General features: G+C 70.1%; 16 protein-coding genes. 2 read left to right on the top strand and 14 right to left on the bottom strand.

All coding sequences use genetic code 11. The features are described from left to right. Positions 1 to 6 precede the first annotated feature (6 nt). The 9 genes from AB0B01_RS22575 to AB0B01_RS22535 form a co-directional block, all read right to left on the bottom strand. A complete protein-coding gene (locus AB0B01_RS22575) occupies positions 7 to 2,499 on the bottom strand; it encodes an SDR family NAD(P)-dependent oxidoreductase (RefSeq protein WP_361721877.1) in 2,493 nt (830 codons plus the stop codon). Next, positions 2,496 to 6,662, bottom strand: a complete 4,167-nt coding sequence (locus AB0B01_RS22570; RefSeq protein ID WP_361721874.1) for a beta-ketoacyl synthase N-terminal-like domain-containing protein — start codon at positions 6,660 to 6,662, stop codon at positions 2,496 to 2,498. The genes AB0B01_RS22575 and AB0B01_RS22570 overlap by 4 nt, the downstream gene beginning before the upstream one ends. 36 nt (positions 6,663 to 6,698) lie before the next feature. Continuing rightward, the gene (locus AB0B01_RS22565; protein WP_361721871.1) at positions 6,699 to 7,505 is read right to left on the bottom strand and encodes an SDR family oxidoreductase; all 807 of its coding nucleotides are present in this window, start codon (positions 7,503 to 7,505) and stop codon (positions 6,699 to 6,701) included. Positions 7,506 to 7,510: 5 nt separating this feature from the next. Next, positions 7,511 to 8,314 (bottom strand): phosphopantetheine-binding protein, encoded by an 804-nt coding sequence (locus tag AB0B01_RS22560; protein WP_361721868.1) that lies wholly within the window; start codon positions 8,312 to 8,314, stop codon positions 7,511 to 7,513. A 55-nt stretch (positions 8,315 to 8,369) separates the two neighbouring features. After that, positions 8,370 to 9,074: an ABC transporter permease gene (locus AB0B01_RS22555; protein WP_361721865.1), complete on the bottom strand. Its 705-nt coding sequence runs from the start codon at positions 9,072 to 9,074 to the stop codon at positions 8,370 to 8,372. 40 nt (positions 9,075 to 9,114) lie between these two features. Then, positions 9,115 to 10,029: an ABC transporter ATP-binding protein gene (locus AB0B01_RS22550; protein ID WP_361721862.1), complete on the bottom strand. Its 915-nt coding sequence runs from the start codon at positions 10,027 to 10,029 to the stop codon at positions 9,115 to 9,117. 42 nt (positions 10,030 to 10,071) lie between these two features. Continuing rightward, positions 10,072 to 10,689, bottom strand: a complete 618-nt coding sequence (locus AB0B01_RS22545; protein ID WP_361721859.1) for a hypothetical protein — start codon at positions 10,687 to 10,689, stop codon at positions 10,072 to 10,074. 87 nt (positions 10,690 to 10,776) lie between these two features. Further along, entirely contained in the window at positions 10,777 to 11,943 is a 1,167-nt protein-coding gene (locus tag AB0B01_RS22540) for an LLM class flavin-dependent oxidoreductase (RefSeq protein WP_361721856.1), read from the bottom strand. A gap of 38 nt (positions 11,944 to 11,981) precedes the next feature. Further along, complete coding sequence (locus AB0B01_RS22535) at positions 11,982 to 12,974, bottom strand: Ldh family oxidoreductase (RefSeq protein WP_361721853.1); 993 nt, start codon at positions 12,972 to 12,974, stop codon at positions 11,982 to 11,984. 553 nt (positions 12,975 to 13,527) lie between these two features. Here AB0B01_RS22535 and AB0B01_RS22530 point away from each other — a divergent pair. After that, complete coding sequence (locus AB0B01_RS22530) at positions 13,528 to 13,899, top strand: hypothetical protein (RefSeq protein WP_361721850.1); 372 nt, start codon at positions 13,528 to 13,530, stop codon at positions 13,897 to 13,899. 21 nt (positions 13,900 to 13,920) lie between these two features. Here the strand turns inward: AB0B01_RS22530 and AB0B01_RS22525 are convergent, their stop codons facing one another. The 5 genes from AB0B01_RS22525 to AB0B01_RS22505 all read right to left on the bottom strand — a co-directional run bounded on the left by AB0B01_RS22525 (position 13,921) and on the right by AB0B01_RS22505 (position 17,703). Then, complete coding sequence (locus AB0B01_RS22525) at positions 13,921 to 14,934, bottom strand: HEAT repeat domain-containing protein (protein WP_361721847.1); 1,014 nt, start codon at positions 14,932 to 14,934, stop codon at positions 13,921 to 13,923. Between the two features lie 6 nt (positions 14,935 to 14,940). Then, the gene (locus tag AB0B01_RS22520; protein WP_361721931.1) at positions 14,941 to 15,609 is read right to left on the bottom strand and encodes a HEAT repeat domain-containing protein; all 669 of its coding nucleotides are present in this window, start codon (positions 15,607 to 15,609) and stop codon (positions 14,941 to 14,943) included. Between the two features lie 152 nt (positions 15,610 to 15,761). Next, a complete protein-coding gene (locus tag AB0B01_RS22515; RefSeq protein ID WP_361721928.1) occupies positions 15,762 to 16,835 on the bottom strand; it encodes a nucleotide disphospho-sugar-binding domain-containing protein in 1,074 nt (357 codons plus the stop codon). After that, a complete protein-coding gene (locus tag AB0B01_RS22510; RefSeq protein ID WP_361721844.1) occupies positions 16,753 to 17,400 on the bottom strand; it encodes a hypothetical protein in 648 nt (215 codons plus the stop codon). The genes AB0B01_RS22515 and AB0B01_RS22510 overlap by 83 nt, the downstream gene beginning before the upstream one ends. A gap of 69 nt (positions 17,401 to 17,469) precedes the next feature. Continuing rightward, entirely contained in the window at positions 17,470 to 17,703 is a 234-nt protein-coding gene (locus AB0B01_RS22505) for a hypothetical protein (RefSeq protein WP_361721841.1), read from the bottom strand. A 725-nt stretch (positions 17,704 to 18,428) separates the two neighbouring features. Between AB0B01_RS22505 and AB0B01_RS22500 the strand changes: the two genes are divergently transcribed. Next, positions 18,429 to 18,902: a hypothetical protein gene (locus tag AB0B01_RS22500; RefSeq protein ID WP_361721838.1), complete on the top strand. Its 474-nt coding sequence runs from the start codon at positions 18,429 to 18,431 to the stop codon at positions 18,900 to 18,902. The last annotated feature ends 13 nt before the right edge of the window (positions 18,903 to 18,915 follow it).

Raw genomic sequence — 18,915 nt, 5'->3', positions numbered from 1 at the left:
GGTGACCTATGACTCGCGCCCGGTGAGTTCGAGGTTTCGGATCTCTGCCATGACCCGGCCGGCAGGATCGGCCAGTGTCACGTTCAGCTGTTCGTCCCCGGCATCCACGAGGGCCCAGCCTTCGGACGGACCGTCGCCGAGCGGGGCATGGACCGCCAGTTCCCCGACGGCCGTGGGCAGGCCGCCCGCGCGGGATCCCGGGTGGAAGACCAGCGTCTGGAGGGCGAGGTCGAGGAGGCCGACACCGAGGAAGGACGGTCCGCGGACGTCAGCGGTCCAGTCCGCACCGGCCTGTAGCCGCGCCAGGTGCAGTGCGCTGTCCTTCCCCCGGCAGCAGGAGACGATCTCGCGGAAGGCCGGCCCGTAGTGGATGCCCTGGGTGGCGAACTGCTCCGTCAGGCCTGCCACCGGCACCGGCTCGGACTGCGGGAGGTCGGTCTCGATGCGGGGTGCGGGCCGCTGTCCGGTCAGTGGATGCACGTCGGCGCTCGCGTGCTCCAGTGTCACCGGGATCCAGCCGTGGTCGGGCCGCACCGGCGAGCTCTCGACGCTCACGTGCAGGCTGCCGTCCTGCTGCCGGACCAGTGTGGTCCGCAGTTCCCTGGGCCGGTCGGGCGCCAAGGTGAGCGGCTGGTGCACCCGCAGCCCGCGCAGGGTGAAGCCGCCGGTGTCGTCCAGGCACGCGGCCGCGGACTGGCACACCAGTTCGGCGAAGAAGGCCAGAGGGACGCGCACGTTCCCGTCGACACGGTGGTCACCCAGGGCGCCGTCCAGTTCCGGCTGATAGGTCCACCGGGCCTCCCAGCGGCCGGGGCCGGTCTCGTGGCACAGGTCCACCAGCCGCCCCTTGACCGCCCTGGCGGAGCTCCAGGGGGCCGTGGTGCGGGTGACCGCGGTCTCCTCGGGCATGTCGCGGTAGCCCAGGGTGAGGCAGGTCGGCACCCTGCCCGGACTGCGCAGCAGCGCCCCTGCCCAGGCCAGGCCCTCGGACACCTTCATGAACGGGATGTCCCTGCGCTCCAGCGCGGCCCGGGAGGACGGGCGCACCGCCATCCCCACCTCCGCCCAGGCGGGCCAGGCCACCGACCGCACCCGGGCGGCGGGGAAATCGGCCGCCAGCCGGTGGGCCGCGGTCCCCAGGAACTCACTGGCTCCGGCGTAGTCGATCTGTCCCGGGTTGCCGTACGTCCCTGCGGCCGAGCCGAACAGCATGATCAAGCGGGTCTCGTCCCCCAGCACCGGGCTCAGGTTGTACAGGCCGCCGGTCTTGACGGCGATGATCCGTTCCCAGGACTCCCGGGTCTTCCCGCACAGCGGCTTGCTCGTCTCCACGCCGGCGCCGTGCAGCAGGGCCTGGACCGGGCCGCCGGCCCTGACCACCTCCTCGGCGAAACGGCGCGTGGCGCGGCCGTCCGTGACGTCCAGGCACCGGTATTCGGCGCGGGCACCCAGGTCCCGCAGATGGGTCACGGTCTGCAAGACCTCCAGGGAGTTGGCGATCCGCGCCCAGTGGCGTTCGAAGGCGGGCGGCAGCAGCGCCGGGTCGTCGCGGCGCATCGCCGCGAACTGCCGCCGCTTGTGCCCTGCGAGTTCCTCCGGGGACATGTGCAGGAGCTCGTCCCGGTCGCCGACCCCGAGGGCCGCCTTCACATCCACCAGGTCGGTGGTTCCGAGCAGCACGTAGCGGCACGGCACCTCTTCGGCCATCATCCGCACCACCCTGGCCGTCACCCCGCGCCCGCCTCCGGTGGCCAACACCGTGTCACCGCGCTCCAACGGCAGGCGCCCGTCCGCCCCCGGCACGTCCGCGGGCTGCTCGTAGGCGGGGACGAGCGTGGTGGTGTACGAACGGGACCCGGCGAGCCCCAGTTCCACATGGCCGTGCGCGGTGTCCGAGGCGAGCTGCAGCAGCCGGTCCACGGCGGTCCCGGCGGAGACCGAGGCGCCGACGTCGAGCACGACCGTACGGATCACCGGGATCTCCACGTGCAGGGCGCGCACCGCCCCGTGCAGTAGGCCGGCAAGCGCGTCCCCGGAACGGGCGCCGGAGAGTCCGAACCTTCCGTCCGCCCGGGTGACCACGGCGAACCCGCCGGAGCCACGCTGCACCCAGCGCCGCCCGAGCTCGGACAGGGTGTGGAACAGGGTCCGTGACATCCCGTGCGCGTAGAGGCCCTCTTCCGGGCGGAACTTCTGCTCCGGGCGTGCCCTCCCGGTGTACCCGGGCAGGAAGAACACCCAGTCCGGCAGCGGTCCGGAGGCGAGGCGTCCGGCCAGTTCCTCGGCGCCGAGGAGCCGGCCGCAGTAGCCCGAGGCGTTCGCGCGTACCGTCTCGCGCACGGTCACCGCCTCGGCCTCGGCCCCCGCCGCGGCAAGCCGGTCCAGCGTCTCGGCGGCGAGGCCGTCGCCGTCCGAGAGCACGAGCACCCGCCTGCCGGACAGGTCACGGCGGATCGGACGCGGCTCGGCCGGCGTGGCGATGGGGATCATTCCGATCATGGTGCGACCTCCCTGGTGGTCACGGCGCGGACCGGGTCGGTGTCGGTCAGGCCGATGGCCCACAACTGTGCTGCTGCACGCTCCAGTTGCGTCAGCTCTCCGCCCTTGGGGTGGAGCAGGTGCACGACCCGTACGCCCTCGGCCGGCGCGCCGAGGTTCTCCGTGACGAGCGAGGACAGGGCCCGCTTGGGACCGGTCTCGACGAAGACGCGCGCCCCGCGGTCGTAGGCGTCGCGGATCATGGTCTCGTAGTAGACGGGGAGCACGTACTGGTCGGCCAGGCTCTGCCGGATCCGGTCGGGCTCGGCGTCCTGCGGGTAGGGGCGCGAGGTTCGCGTCTCGTAGACCGGCGCCGACGGTGCGGCGAGGGGGACGGCGTCCAGGAACTCTCGGTATTCCGGGACGGCTTGCCTCAGCAGCGGCGAGTGGAAGGCACGCTCGATGGGCAGCGTACGGCCCTCGATCCCCTCCGCGGCAGCGCGTCCGAGGACGCGGGTGATCGCGGCGGCCCGTCCGGCCAGCACGATCTGCCGCCGGCTGTTCCAGTTGGCGATCACGACGTCGGACTCGTCCTCCCCGATCAGCCGTGCCCCCTGTGCGGCGGAGGTGAAGAGCACGGCCATGCTCTGGGAGGGGCCGCCCCGGGCCCGGCCGGCGATGACGCCCCGCCGGTGGGCGGTGCGCAGCGCGTCCTCGAAGGAGAGGGCTCCGGCGGCCGTCAGTGCGGAGACCTCGCCGAAGCTGTGGCCCAGGTGGAAGTCGGACGGCACGCCGAGGGCGGTGAGCCAGTCCCCGAGCACGGTACTGACCAGCAGGGTGGCGACCTGGCAGTTCTCGGTCCGCGACAGCCACGCGTCGCTCGCCCCGGGTTCCGCGTGCCAGAACCCGTCCAGTAGTCCCGGCAGCTCTGCGGTGAGGGCCTCGGCCGCTGCGCGCAGCCTGGTCTCCGCGCCGTCCACGGCCCGGGCGGCGTCCCGCAGCATTCCCGCGTACTGGCTGCCCTGGCCGGGATAGAGCCGGCAGACCCGGCCGGGGGTCACGTCCGTGCGGCCGGTGAACACCCCCATGGCGTCCCATTGCGCGGGGGTCAGCGTTCCGGGTCCGGTGGCCAGGTACCGTCGGACCCGCTCGCGCAGCACCTGGTCCGCTTCCGGGCCGGTGCCCGTGTGGATCGCGAGCCGGTGTGCGTGCTCCGCGGCCGGGGCCGGCGGGGCCTCACCGTGCTCGGCGAACGTGGTCAGCGCGCTGAGCATCTCGGCGGAGCCGGGGGCCGTCCAGACCGCGGTGTGCGCCGGTTCCGCCTGCGCCACTGCGGCCCGGCCGACCGACCGTGGCCCGGGCCGGGGAGGTACGTACTCCTCCAGCACGGCGTGGTAATTGATGCCCCCGAGGCCGAAGGCGTTCACGGCGGCGCGGCGCGGGGCCCCGTCGCGCGGGGCCGGCCAGGGCTTGGACTCGGTCAGCACCCGGAAGCGGCGGCTTTCCAGCTCCAGCGCACGGTGCGGAGTCCCGAAGCCGGGGGTGGGGACGAGCTCTCCCCGCTGGAGGCAGAGGACGGTCTTGATCACGGAGGTCATGCCCGCGGCGGCCTTCTGGTGGCCGACGTTGCCCTTCACGCTTCCGAGGAAGACGGTCTCCTTGTTCGCGAGGGCCCCTGACAGGGCTTCCACCTCGGACAGGTCCCCGAGCGCCGTCGCCGCGCCGTGTCCCTCCACGTAACTGATGCCCGCCGGGTCCAGGTTCGCCCCGCGATAGGTGCGCTCCATCGCGAGCAGGCGTCCGGCGGCGTTGGGAGCGAGCAGGCTGCGCCCCTTGCCGTCACTGCCGCCGCGCACCTCACGTACGACGGCGAGGATCGGGTCCCCGTCGCGTTCCGCATCCGCCAGCCGCTTCAGGCACAGCAGACCGGCGCCGCCGCCCATGATGAACCCGTCGCCCTGGTCGTCGTACGGACGGCCCGCTCCGGTCCCGCTCAGGGCCCGGATCGAGGCGAGTGCCGAGTGGTTCACCAGGCCCACACCCATGCCGACGGCTCCGCACAGGACGAAGTCCAGCGTGTGCTGGCGCAGCTCCTGCAGGGCCAGCGACAGTGCGGCGAGCCCGGTGGCACAGGCCGCGCGTACCGCGTAGCTCTTTCCCCTGAGGTCGAAGGAGCTGGCCAGCGAGGAGGCGAGGGTCGAACCGAAGCCCGCCACCGAGGTGTCCTGGTTCACGGCGTGCAGGTCGAGGGCGGGGTCGTTCCACAGCTCGTCGCGCAGCACCTGCCAAGGGGCCTCGATGCCGCGTGCGCGGGCGAGGCCGCGCAGCCGGCGCAGCCACGGCATGAAACGCAGGGACTGCATGAGTTCGAACTCGCGGTCCGAGTCGGGTAGTTGACCGATGATGCAGCCCGCACGGGTGGGGTCGACCGATGCCGTCGCCTGCTCCACGGCGGTGGCGAGGTTGGCGGCGCACGACAGCAGGACGAGGTACTCGTCGGTCAGGTCCGGCACCTGCTTGGGCAGGATGCGGAAGCGGGCGTTGTCCACGGTGCGCGGGACGTCGGTGAGCGCCGCGTTCTGCAGGTACTCCGCCTGGCGTTCCAGACCGGCATCGTCCAGGTCCCGTTCGAGACCGGGCACCCGTACCCGCAGGTCCCTGCTGCTGGGCCGCCCTGCCCGGAGGTTGCGCCAGAAGGCGTCCGCGTCCGCGGCGTCGGGTTGGACCGCCTCGACCGCCGTGATGGCGATGGGCACCCGCTGGGGACGGCGCGCGGGCTTGGGCCGGGTCGTTCCGGCGCTTTGCCCCTCGGGCTGTTCGAGGAGGAGGTGGTAGTTGATGCCCCCGTATCCGAAGGCGCTCACGCCGATCCGCCACGGCCGGCCCGGCACCCGGGCGAGCGGCTCCGCCGAGCGCTGGAGCCGGAGCCGATCGGCTGCCTCGGCGGCTTCCGGCCTCAGCTCGTCCACGTTCACCGTCGGAGGCAGGTGGCCGGAGCCGAACACGAACAGGCCGCGCAGCATCCCGACCAGGCCGGCGCTCTCGACGGTGTGGCCGACCAGGCTCTTGGCGGAGCCGAAGGGCAGCGGACGCGGGCGCGGTACGGAGCCGTACGTGCGGGTCATCGCCGCGAGTTCGGCTCCGTCACCGGCCTGGGTGGAGGTGCCGTGGGCTTCCACGTAGTCGACGTCCTGCATACCGAAGGGCATACCGTCGAACGCGCCGCGGATGGCGCGCTCCTCCGCCTCGGCACTGGGGGCCCAGGTCGAGGTGGTGCGTCCGTTGGCGCTGTGCCCGATGCCGCGGATCACACCCAGCACGGGCCGGCCCTCACGCCGGGCGTCCGACAGCCGCATCAGCAGCATTCCCACGCCGCCTTCGCCCGGCACCAGGCCGCCGGCGGCGGCGCCGAAGGGGAAGGCTCCTTCCGCGGACAGGGTCCGGGCGGCGCTGTTCACGACGAAGATGTCCGGGGTCAGGATGCCGAGCGCCGTCACCAGCGCGGCATCGAACTCCCCTTGGTGCAGTCCCATGCAGGCCGAGTGCACTGCCGCCAGCGAGCTGCCGCACGCCGCGTCGATGCCGTAGTGGGCACCGCGGAGATCGAAGTAGTTGGCGATGCGCCCGCCGATCGTCCCGGACTCCCCGTTGAGGGCGAGGTCCTCGCGCTTGTCGGCGTACCGCTCCCGTTCCCGCTCCTGGACCTCGTCGAGGACGTTCGCGAGGGCGGGCTCCCGGCGGCGCACGGCGGCCGCCCACCGCTCGGCCTGCACTTTCATGTTGGCGTTGACCCGGCTCGTGGAACCGCCGGCCACATTGGCGACGATCACGGCCGTCTCGTCCTTGGGCAGCGGGCCGCTCCGCTCGGCCCGGCCGATGACCCGGTGCGCCAGTTCCATGCCGAGCGCGTGGACGGGGTCCATCCGCTCGATCACCCGGGGGGCGATGCGGAAGGTGCCCGGATCCAGCTGCCAGGGGTCGAGGAACCCTCCGAGGTCGGTGTACGAGGTGTTCGTGTGGCCGCCGGCATTCTTGTCGTAGATCTCGCACCCGTCCCAGAAGGCCCCGTCGGCCTTCCTGATCGAGCAGACTGCGCGGCGGTTGTTCGCGTAGAAGTCCTCCAGACGGGCGGCTCCGGGAAGTCTGCAGTCGGCAGCCACGATCGCGATCGGTTCGAATTGCATTCTCTCCACTCCCAGACTGGGACGATGGACGGCGGTTCACTCCGAGGTCGAAGTGGGCCCGGCTCCGGCCGGGGCGGTGCGCTGTACGGAGGTCAGCCAGCCGCCGTCCACGTTGAGGACCTGGCCGGTGATGTAGTGGGCGCCGCCGGAACAGAGGAGCAGAATCGTTTCCGCAAGCTTCTCCGCCGGCGGCGGCCCGAGCGGCGACTCCCGGTCGCACATGGCCAGCCAGTCGTCGCTGCCGGAGAAGTAGCGCAGGGAGAGGCTGGGGAAGGCAGTGGTGCGCACCCCGTTCACCGTGATCCCCGAGGGCGCGAGTTCCAGGGCGAGCGACCGGACGAGGGCCTCGCTCGCCGCCTTCGCCGCGCCGACGACGCCATAGCCGTGCGAGGCCCGGATGGCGCCCATGCTGCTCATGTAGACGAAGCGCGAGCCGGGCGGCATCAGCGGCGACAGGTGCCGCGCCAGCGTGACGAGGGAGTACGAGTTCACGCTGAAGGTCCGCTCGAACATCGGCAGGGTGGCGTCCATGACCCGCGCCTCGGACCCTCCGGCCGCGCAGTGGACCACGATGTCCAGACGGCCGATCTTCTCGCGCACCACCTCGGCCATGGCCGCCACCTGGTCCTCGCGGGACACGTCGGCGCAGATGTACTGGGCCTGGCCTCCTGCGTCCCTGATGGACCGTGCGACGATCCTGCCGTCCACGGCGGTCGAAGCGGAGTTGACGATGACCCGGGCCCCTTGGCCGGCCACGAGCTCCGCGATCCTGCGCCCCAGGCCCCGGCTGCTGCCGACCACGAGCGCGACTTTTCCGGTGAATCCGGGTAACTCGTCCCGCATCGCGGTCAGGTCTCCGTGGTCAGGCGGCCGACGATGTAGTCGGCCATCTTCCCGATGGTCGCGTAGTCACGCATGACGAAGTCCTCGTCCATGGGCAGGCCGTACTCCTCGCGAACCCTGCCCAGCGTCTCCACCTGTTTGATGGAGTCGATGCCGAGGTCCACCTCCAGGTCCAGGTGGTCCTCGAACACCTCCGGCGGATAGCCGCTCACCTCCGCGACCAGTTCGACGAGTCGGGCCTTCACTTCCTCTACGGAGGCTTGCCGGCGCTCCGGGCCGGGGCCTTCCTCCTCGTCGGGGTCGAAGAAGTCGACCGTTGCGGCCGGGGCCCGGACGGCACCGGGGTCCGGCTCCGGGCGGGCGGCGGGCGCTGCCGCCGCTGACGGCGCCACCGCTGCTTCGGCGGCGGCGGCCGCCCCGGAACCGGTCCCGCCGGCCCGGGAGGCCTCGGCCCGGGACGCCTCGGCCGGCTCGGCCGACGCGGACGGGGTGCCGGCCGGAGCGGTTGCGGCGGCGGGGGCGGTTGCGGCGGCGGCTGCGGTTGCGGCGGGCGGGACCGCACGGGCGGTGGTTCGGGCCGGGGTCTCCTCGGAGCGCCGGTCGGCCGGCCGGCGCGGCCCACCGGGGCCGCCGATGGCGGCGAAGGTCGTCCAGGCATCGAGGAGGAGCTGCCCCCAGGACTCCGGGTTCTCCTGCAGCGAGTTGAGCATCTCCTCGTCGGCGGCGCGCAGCAGCTCCTCGCCGAAGAGCACCTTCCAGGCGAGCTGCGTGGATGCGGAGACGCGGTCGTGTATCCGTACTTCGGGCACAGTGCCCTCCTGTCGTGTGGATGGTTGCCTGACTTGCCCGGTCGCTCCGGTCCCTCTAGTTGGCCTTCCACTGCATGCGCGATCCCGCGAACCAGAGCGTGACCCCGGTGAGCCCCGCCAGGACGAGCAGGTCGATCCAGAGGCGTCCGGTCACCGGGCCCACCAGGACCTGCCGCAGCGCCGAGGCCGCGTACGTCGTGGGGCTGACATGGCTGATCGTCAGCAGCCATTGCGGCAGCCGGCTCGCCGGGATGATCACAGGACCGAAGAACAGCAGAAGCATGGTCACGAGCAGGGTGAACGAGCTGGACTCCTCCTGGGTGCGGGCCAGCACTCCGATGACCGCTCCGATTCCCGCGAGGGGAAGTACACACAGGGGGACGACCACGAGGACGAGCCAGCTCACGGAGAGACTGACACCGAGCAGCGTGGACCCGAGCAGCAGAGTGACCACGAGTGCCGGTGCGGAGAGCACGAAGAAGGCGAGGACCGTCGCCAGAATGACCATGTAGCGGCGCACCGGGAGGGTGCCCAGGAAATCCAGTGTCCCCATCGCCTTCATGAAGGCGAAGTTCTGCGCCACCTTGTTCTGGTTCTCGAACATCAGCGACAGCAGGATGCTGCCGGTGAGTACGTACGTGAGCGCTTCCTGGCCGCGCCCGTGGGCGAATGCTCCGAGCGCGGCGATGCTCATCATGGGGGCGAAGATTCCCGTGACGACCATGGCGCGCCAGGACCATCGCCAGTTGGACAGCTGCATGAGCCACAGGTCAACGAACTGGGCTCCCATTCCCGGGCGTTCAGTCTGAAGTCGCATAGTGAAGGTACAAGTCTTCCAGGGTTGCCGAGTAGAGCCGGTAGTCGACGGATTCGTGCAGCCGCAGTTCGGACAGCAGGGCCGGCGCGCGATCGCGCGGGACGGACAGGACGACGTTGTCGTCCGATTTCCAGTGCTGGGGGATGTCCGGCGGGAAGACGGGTGGCTCACCCGGAGCCAGCCATACTTCGAGACGCATGTGTTCCAGCAGTTCACGCTTCAGTTGGGCGGGCTGACCGGTCACGAGGAACCGGCCGTGGCGCATGATTCCGACGCGATGGACGATCCGCTCCGCCTCGATTGCGTCATGGGTGATGAACAGAATGGTCGTGCCGTATTCGGCGTTGGACTTCTTCAGTACTTCCCATACGTGCTTCCGGTTGACCGGATCGAGGTCGTTGGTCGGCTCGTCCAGCACCACGACGGGCAGCCGTCCGGCCATGGCGAGGGCGAGCTGCAGCAGGCGCTGCTGACCGCCGGACAGGCGGGAGCTGGACTTGTCCCGTACCGCTCCCAGCTGCCAGGTCTCGATCATGGCGTCGCGCTCCAGGCGCGCGTCCCGGCGGGTCATACCGCGCAGGTGAGCAGCGAAGTAGATGGCCTCGCCCACCTTCAGCCGGTTGAGTGCACCGCTGCTCTGCGGCATGAAGGCGACGGACCGGCTCACGTGCAGCGGGTGCTGGGAGACGGGCCGACCGAACAACCGGATCTCACCCGATGTCGAACGCAGCAGGTTGACCATCTGCCGTACCAGCGTGGTCTTTCCGGCTCCGTTGTCACCGAGGATCCCGAACACTTCCCCGGTACGGATGTCGAGCGAGACGTCATTGGTCGCGGGTTCGGTCTGGTGCGGGTAGATCTTCACGAGGTGTTCGATCTCGTATGCAAGGTCGGTCAATTGGCTCTCTTTCCGTCGGCGCACGGCACGAACGATCGCGAATCACAGTTCGTAGTAGACGCTGTGACTCTTGTCGAGGGCCAAACGGTCCTCGACGATGTGTTCGCTGTATTTCCGTGCCTGCTTCGCGTAGTGCTCGAACTTGAGCTCCATGTCGATGTTCTCGGTGGCCACGAGTCCGAATATCTGATTCGGCGTGATGTCCATCAGGTCGAAGTCCATGGCCATCAGGTCGAACCGTTCGAGCGCCAGCGTCTCCTCGACCTCGGGGTTGTAGTAGTACCCTCCCTCGATCAGGCGGGTTTCCCGGCTGCCGAAGTCCATCATCCAGGTGCGTCCGCCGAGGTCGATCTCCATCGCGATGTGCGCCGTGGACGGGCCGAAGCCCGGCACCCTCCGCTCGTGGTAGACGATGGTGGGCCGGATGCCGTGGTGCCGGAGCACCGCGGAGGCAACCAGGGTCCGGTCCGGGCAGGGACCGAAGGCCATCACGTCGCCTTCGGCAAGGATCACCGGCACCGTTCGGTTGCCGAAGGACTTCTTGAGCCGCTCCATGTCCCACACGCTCTTCGGGACACTCTGGTGGATGAGGTCCACCACGCAGAGCAGGAGGCCGGCACCGGTCTCGCAGAAGGTCGGGATCCTGAGTTCGCCGGGCATGTCTCCTCGTTCCACACGTCGTTGCCGCAGGTCATGGCCGCAGGTCATTGCTGCTGGGAGTGGCCGCAGGTCGTTGGCGCCTTCCCGTCACCCGGCGGCGACCAGGGGCGGCGCGAGCCCCCGGTGGCGCAGGAGCGGGAGCACTCCCTCGCCGACCCAATAGGCTTCCTCCAGGTGGGGGAACCCGGACAGGATGAACTCCTCGATGCCCAGGTCCGCGTATTCCTCGATGCGCTCTGCCACTTCCTCGTGGCTGCCGACCAGAGCGGTTCCGGCACCGCCGCGCAGGAGCCCGACGCCGGCCCAGAGGTTCGGATGGATCTCCAGGTCCTCGCGGGCCCAGCTGCCGCGAAAGCCCTCGTGCAGGGAGCGCATGCGGGCCTGGCCCGTCGACTCGCTGGCTCCGAGGACGTTCTGCACCTGGGCGACGTGCGCCGGGTCGAGGCGGTCGAGCAGCCGCTCGGCTGCTGCCCACGCCTCGGCAGCGGTGTCGCGCGTGACCACGTGGAAGCGGATGCCGAAGCGCAGCGTACGTCCTTCTTCGGCCGCGAGCTTCCGCATCCGGCCGATCTTCTCCGCCACCAGCGCCGGCGGTTCGCCCCAGGTGAGGTAGGTGTCGACATGGCGGGCGGCGACGGGCCCGGCAGCCTCGGACGAACCGCCGAAGTACACCCTGGGCACCGGGTCCGGGGGTGCGGCGACGGTGGCACCGCGGACGTCGTAGTACTCGCCGCTGAAGTCGAAGGGGACTCCGCTCCAGGAACCGCGCAACACCGTGAGGAACTCGGCCGTCCGTGCGTAGCGCTCTTCCTTGGAGAGGTGATCACCGAATCGGGCCTGCTCGTCGCGCTCTCCGCCCGTCACCACGTTCAGCAGGAGCCGTCCGTGGGAGAGCCGTTGGAAGGTGGCGGCCATCTGGGCGGTGAGCGTCGGGGAGATGAAGCCCGGCCGGAAGGCGACCAGGAACTTCAGCCGCGCGGTCTCCCGGGCCAGCGCCGCGGTCACCAGCCAGGCGTCCTCGCACCAGGTACCGGTGGGGGTCAGGATACCGTCGAAGCCCTGGTGCTCGGCGGCGCGGGCGATCTGGCTGAGGTAGGACATGCTCGGTGCCCGGAATCGGTCGGCGCCGCCTTCGGGCGCGTGCTCACCGCCGGCGGCCGATCCGTGCGTCCCGTGCGTACCGACGGTGAGAGACCGTCCGTCACTGGCTGTGGGCAGGAACCAATGGAATTTTGCGGTTGATCGTTTCGACATCGCACTCCGTAGAAGTAGAGGAGGCACCCCGGAGGGGGTCAGTCGCAGGCGAAATCCCCCGCGGCGCGCGCCTCAAGCCTCCGGTAGACGGACTCGTCGACAGTCAGCTGTCCCGTAGAGAGGGCCGTACGACGGCGTTCACGACTTTCCTGTCCGGGAATCCGCAGCGGCAGGCCGTCGCGCGTGACCACGCCCTCCATCGACCGGACCAGCTTCGTGTTGGCGTCCGGGAACCCGTCGAGCACTCCGCCGAAGGACGGGTCCACGGCGATGAAGGTGTACCCGGTGGTCCAGGTCGAATCGATGTCCCCGCTCATCGGAAATCCGAACAGGGACCCGGTCATGATCTGGATCAGCAGGGAAAGGGAAAATCCCCTGTGATCTCCGAACACCATCGCCGACGCAGCCTCGTTCGGGTCGGTGGTGAAATTCCCGTCGCGGTCCACGAAGGCTTCTGGGGGAAGTGCCGTACCGGCGCGCCGCGCTTCCCACAGCACGCCCATGGGTGACCGGGTGGTCGACATGTCCACCACCAGCGGCTCACCGCGGGTCGGAACGGCGTAGCTGATCGGGTTCACCCCGAGAAAGGGCGTCCGGGCTCCGGTCACCGTACTGTCGGCCCGGGAGGTGTTCATGACGATCCCCAGGAAACCTGCCCTGGCCAGGTGTCCGGACCAGGGTGACAAGACCCCGTAGCGCTGAGTGTTGATCATGCCGACGATTCCCACGCCCCAACGTCGCGCCCGGCTCTCCGCGGCGCGCACGGCGTAGTCCGCGCTGACCGGCCCGATCTCGCGGCGGGCGTCCACGACGGCGAGCGCCCCGTGCTCGCGCACCGTGCTGGGCGTGCCCTGCCGCTCACGGAAGAACCGGGATTCGAAACAGAATTTCGCCACGCCGTGCGAGTGCTTCCCCTGGGTCTCACCGAGGAGGAAATGGTCGACGACGGGGTCGACGGATTCCTCAGGAACTTCGGCGTGGCGACAAGCCTCCACCATCAGGCGGCGCACCTGTGCGAGGTCAACTCTCATATGACTGTCCAGAAAAAACGAGCAATTTTCAGCGCCCTCGTTTCTGCAATGGTGCTGCAGTCGCTCTCGCCCTCCCCGACTCCCTCACTGATAACGAGCGTCACATGCGCAAATGCACAACACAAGTGTGCGGTCAGAAATTCGCCACGGAGACGATCACGGCGGTCTCCGAGCCCCTGCTCGTCCCGACGGACGAGCGCCCCCTACGTAGGGTGAAGGGCCCCCGTAGGACGTCCCGCCGGCGAACGCGCAGCGTAGCCCCTCCGAAAACGGCCAAGCACAGACACGTGGCGCACGAGGGCAGATCGTGGCCGGAAACCACCGAGGTTGCCCTTTGGCCGAGTCACGAGGGGCGTGGCAGCACGCGTGTTCTCTGTGCCGTCGGCCCGCACTCGCCACAACCCATCAGCCCCGTTCCGCGTCCTCTTCGCAGAGCCATCTCCGACCGACGGGTGCGGAGCAGCGCCGAACCTGGAGGAACCTCATCGCTACTTTCACCCCCGGCCGTCCCGACCAGGCCGCGCGGGCCCGCCGGACGACCGGAATCGGCAGGATGCTGCTGGGCGGCGTGGCGGGTGTCCTGCTGACCGTCGTCCTCATGACCGTTCTGTTCCTCATGACCGTTCTGTGGTGGCCGCGGACCGAGGTGACGTACCGCAGCAGTGCTCCCTCAGCGATCGTCTACGACCGGTCACCCTACTTTCTGGCGCTGGTGCACTCTTACAGCCTGTCCGGGCGGGACGCCTACAGGCTCGCGATCGGCAGGTCCCCCACCCCGTCCTACGGACACTGGGTGGACGTCGACACCGCTCTGGGCGCCGGGGGAATCGAATCCACCACATGGAGCGACTCCGGTGTACGCGTCCGCTTCCCCACCGGCCACGAACTCTTCGTCCCGGCCCGCTCGTTCCTGGGCGGCAGGTGACCCCGAGAAGCCGTGGATCCGTTATCGGGCGTCGCGTATCCCGAGAACGTACGCCGCAGTCAGCGCAACGGCGCGGTCTTCGTCGTGCGACAGATCCGCGAGGGCACGTGACGCCGTGCTCCCCGGGATGTCCGCGAGCGCCTGGGTCAGCCGGCTGCGTACAGAGGGTGCAACGGTGCCGTGGGCGAGGCGGTCAACGAGCCGGGTGGCGATCTGGTCCGCCACACCGGGGCGAGTCGCCAGCGCGCTCAGTGCGTCGGCTGCATCGGCGTCGTTCGTCCCGTCGACGATCATGTCGATGAGCGTGGGGACCGCGTCGGCTGCTCCGCGTGCCCCGAGCGCCAGAGCTGCATACCTGCGGACCACGATGTCGGAATGCGTGAGGGCGGCCTGCAGCAGTGCGGTGGCCTCGCCGTTCGGAATCTCGGCGATGGCCTGGACGGCACGTTTGCGCACCTCGGCTGCTCGTGAGCCGAGGCCCTCCGCCAGCAGTGCCGATCCGCCGCCGTCGCCGTCGCCCGACTGCGCCAAAGCCCATCGCAGGGCTCCGGCGACGTTCGGGTCCGTCTCGCTCAGCGCTGCCTCGACCAGTGCTTCCACCGGCAGCGGAGCCGTCCCCACTGCGGACAGGGCTGCGCGCTGGCGCTTCCCGGCGCTCTCCGACCCCAAGGCCTGGAGGAGTGCGACGGTCTGGAGGACGTCCTCCCAGTCGGCCGGTTCCGCGGCACCGATCCGACGGAGGCGTGTGAGCAGCGCCGTCTCGCGCGCGATGCGTTCTCGCGTCTGGCCGATGAGGTCGTCGACGAGCTCCGAGGGCTTGAAACCGGGATCATCGAGCGCGCGCCCGATGTCCCGCAGCGACAGCCCCAACGACCGCAGGCTCTCGATGTGGAAGATGCGCCGGATGTCCTCGCCGGCGTACTCCCGATAGCCCGCCTCGGTACGACCCGTTGGCCGCACCAGGCCGAGTGACTCGTAGTGCCTGAGCATGCGGGCGCTGACCCCGGACCGTCGCGCCACATCACCGATCAGCACTGCTTCTCACCCCTCCTCGCCCGTGGTGCCGAGGGCCATGATGCGCTTCGCCTCCTCGATCGCGAACTCGAACCCGGCGTCCGGGTTGCGCAACAGCCTTTCCGTGGCGATGGCGTGCTGCCGTACGCGAGGGTCGGGACCCGTCGTCGCGGCGACCAGCGTCGGCGTGATCACCTCCCCGAGCGCGACCAACGCCCTGCTGAGGCTCAACTGCGTCTCGCGCCCGCCACGTCCGAGCTGTGTCGCCAACACTGCGGCCAGCTCGGGTTCTTCGCCTTCGGGTACGAGTACGACCGCTGCTCTCCAGGCGCTCCGCGCCACCTCGTCGTCGGCGTCGGTCAGCAGCGCCCGTGTGATCGCCGGCCAGGCTTGCCGATCGCCGATCTTGGACAGTGTGTGCAACGCCTGGCTACGTGCCTGCGCGCGCTCCGAGCGGACTTCGTTGAGAAGCTCGGGGACCGTCATGGATGCCGAGTGGCGGGTGAGCGCCCACGTCAGCATTTCACGCACGTGGAACTCGGGCTCGATCGCGCATCGTCGTATGAGCAGGTCGATGAACCGCGGGTCAGGGGTCGTGCCGACCGCCAACGCTGCCCGTAGCCGCAGCGACGAGCTGGCGTTCTCCAGCCCCTGGAGAACGCGCGTCAGATCCGTGTCCTGTTTCGGTGTGGGTATCGGGACCACCTCCTTGGCCCCAGTGAAGACCTTGTCACCATGTCAAGGTCAAGCGGGTCACGCCGCGATGTGACGAGCCGGTTGCCCGCATCGACTTCGTACCTGCCGGTGGCGGGGTGACGGGCACCCCGCCACCGGGGCCGTGCCGTGTTCTAGGAGGTGATCAGGGCCTCCAGCGCGGGCACCGTTTCGGCCGGGGTCGGCAGGGCGGCGTTCTCCGCCTGGAGATTGGCGGCGGCCTCGCGCAGGGCCGGGTCGGTGATGAGGCGGGTGAGGAGCGGGGCGTCGACCTCGTCGGAGGCGGAGCGCAGGGCGGCACCGGTCGCGGTGAGGGCGTCGGCGTTGGTGAAGTGGTCGGCGCCCTGGGGCAGCAGGAGCTGCGGCAGGCCGGCCTGCAGGGCGGTAAGCAGGGTGCCGGAGCCGCCGTGGTGGATCAGCGCGTCGGAGGCGCTCAGCAGCTCGGCGAGCGGGACCCAGGGCAGCGGGCGTACGTTGTCCGGAAGGGTGCCGAGCGGGGTGAGGTCGGCGTCGCCGACGGCGAGCAGGAACTCGGCGTCCACCGAGGCGGCGGCCTCGGTCAGCTGAACGATGGCGCGGACGCCGTCCATCTCGGTGAGCACGGTCCCCAGGGTGACGGCGACGCGCGGGCGGCTGCCGCGGCGGAGCAGCTCGGCGGGGATGATGCCGCCGCCGTTGTAGGGGAGGTAGCGCATCCGCAGGCCGCCCGGGTCGCCGCCGAGCGAGGCGGGGACGATGTTCAGCGCGGTGGGCTCGGCGGGGCCTGCCACCCCGTACGTCTCGTACGCCTCCGTGAAGTTGGCGGCGAGGCGGCCGACCATGTCGAGGCCGGAGGTGACGCCGAAGTTCTGTATCACCGACGGGATCTTGAGCTTGGCTGCGACCAGCGGGGCGGACGCCTGGAAGGAGTCGTAGACCAGCAGGTCGGCGCCCCAGTTGTCGGCCACCTCCAAAAGGCCGTCCACGGTGGCGCGGGAGACGAGTGCGAAGCCGAAGGCCGCCCTGTCGAGGATCTGGTCCGGGGTCATGTCGGGTGTGACGTAGCGCGCTTCCTCGCCGGTGGATTGCTCGAACGCCTCCCGGATGGTGCGGCCGTCGCCGATCTCGACGATCGGGAATCCGGCCTCACGGAGCCGGTTCAGCGGCTGCGAGCTCGCGAACAGCACCTCGTGGCCGGCGGCGTGCAGGGCCTGAGCGGTCGGGATCATCGGGAAGAGGTGGCCGGCTGCGGCCGGTCCGGTGAAGAGTATGCGCACGGTTTCTCCTTGCCAGTGGTCTGCCGGTCGAGGACGAGTCGTGCGGGCCCGCCCCGGTTCCGTTCGGTGAACTGACGGGTAAGCGCACGGTGTTCCCGCAAAGGGGGGCGATAATCGGACGTTCTGCGTCCACGGGTCCTCCGGGATACCTGACGGCTCCCCGTAGCTCCGGGGTGCGGGCGTCGAGCAGCCAGTGGCCGCCGTCCTCCTCCGTCGAGGCGATCACGGTGTCGGCGTCGACGTCGACGAAACCGCAGCCGTAATCGCAGGAGGGCGGGTGCTCGTCGTCATCCGCGGGCCCGGGCTCCCCCCGGGCGAGCACGGAGCCGTCCAAGGCGTGCAGTTCCAGGTCCGCTCCGTAGTGCTCGACGGTGAGGAAGCCGGGGCGCTCCGCGTGGACGTCGATCAGGATGCGGTCCATGGTCTCGTTGAGGTCCCGGGCGGTCAGCTTCGCTCCGTCCCAGCGCGCCCAGTGGAGCAGGATGCCGTCCTGCCCCATGCCGAGGGAAAGGCCCATAACAGCGTTTCGCCGCCTGCGGCCACGGCCCGCACCGCTCGCTGACCCGAGAACACGGCGAACGAGCCGTCAGGGCTCACGGACGGTACGACGCGGTCCCACGCCCACGGCATTGGGGAACACCACCGTCGGCGCACGCTCCCCCGCGAACGCCTCGTCCAGGTCGTGGACCTCCAACTCGTGCCCGCTGCGGAGCAGGGCGCGACGCGACCCGCCGCTCCGGCTTTCCAGGGCGAACCCGTTGACCAGCTCTTCCGGGCCCGGCAGGTGCACGGAGCCACGTAATTGTGCAGTGATCGACATGTCCGGAACCTACCGCTCCGCCCTGACATCGCACCCGACCGGGGCAGCCGTCATCCCTCGCGCCGCCTGCGGCGGAACCGGGCCACGCCCCAGCCCGCGGCGGCGGACCCCGCCGCGCCTGCGTACCGATCCCCACACCCGGCACAGCTCAGCCCCCCGTCGACCCGCGCGACCGCCGGATCCGGCCGGCGCGTCCCACCCCGTACGAGCAGCTGCAAGAGTGCCACGGCGGGGGTGTGCCTCCAGCACCCGCGACCGCGCGTCGACGTAGGCCTTGGCGACACTCGCCGCGGCGTCGGCCATGACCTTCTGCTGCTCTTCGGTCAGTTTCGTCTCACCCTGGGACAGGGTTGCCTCCGCAGCGCCGTCAGAGAGAGGGCCCCTCTTTACCAAGGTCCTGCCGGCGGTCCACGCAGGCAACCCGGGGTGCGGCACCTCGATCACCGTGCCTGTGCAAGCACCCGGTGACGCTCACGTCGGTTCAGCGGGCGGGATCCGCCCGTCCGGAATAACCTGTAATCAGAGTGTTTCTTCAGGGGGATGCCGGTATTCCGCCAGGCGGTTGAGCGTGAGCCCACGTCTGTCGAGGGGCCGGTCACATACCTTCCGCGGCGACGCCGTATGGACGAGCCCGAGGCTTCCCCTCATGAGGGGGCCATCGCCGTCCATTCCGGGTGACTGCGACATCAGCGGTTCGTCGTCTTCTTGCTTCCCGAGGAACAGTCATGCGCCACCTCCCGCACGCAAGCTCCCACCGACAGCGCCGCATCGCGGTCGCAGCCACGGCGATGGCCGTGCTCGGCCTGAGTGTCGCACCGTCTGCGACGGCATCGGCACCTCTTGCACCCACCGATGTGGTCGCCCGGACCGCGTCGACGCCGACCGATGCGACCAAGGGCCCGACGGGCCTCTACTTGTTCCAGTACACGTACCGGAACCATCTGACGATCGGCGGCGGCAACTTCACTCTGGGCGGTCGCGTGTACGTGGTCGTCAAGTACAACTCGGGGCAGGTCAGGTACGACGGCACCGTGACCGCGAAGACGAATTCCGGCGTCCCCGGCGGGGCCGCTTATCTGGAGACGAACATCTCCTCTCCCTGTGCCCCCGGAAACAACGGCTACGCCCGGGCTTACGACTACAGCACCGGTACGTGGTCGCCCAAGCTCCCGGTGCCGATCTGCGTACGGTTCGACTGAGGAATTGCGGCGC

Origin of the sequence: Streptomyces sp. NPDC044571 (assembly GCF_040647115.1) — a bacterium.
GTDB lineage: Bacteria > Actinomycetota > Actinomycetes > Streptomycetales > Streptomycetaceae > Streptomyces.
Note: the sequence above shows the minus strand (reverse complement) of the source record. Positions and strands in the feature narration are given on the sequence as shown.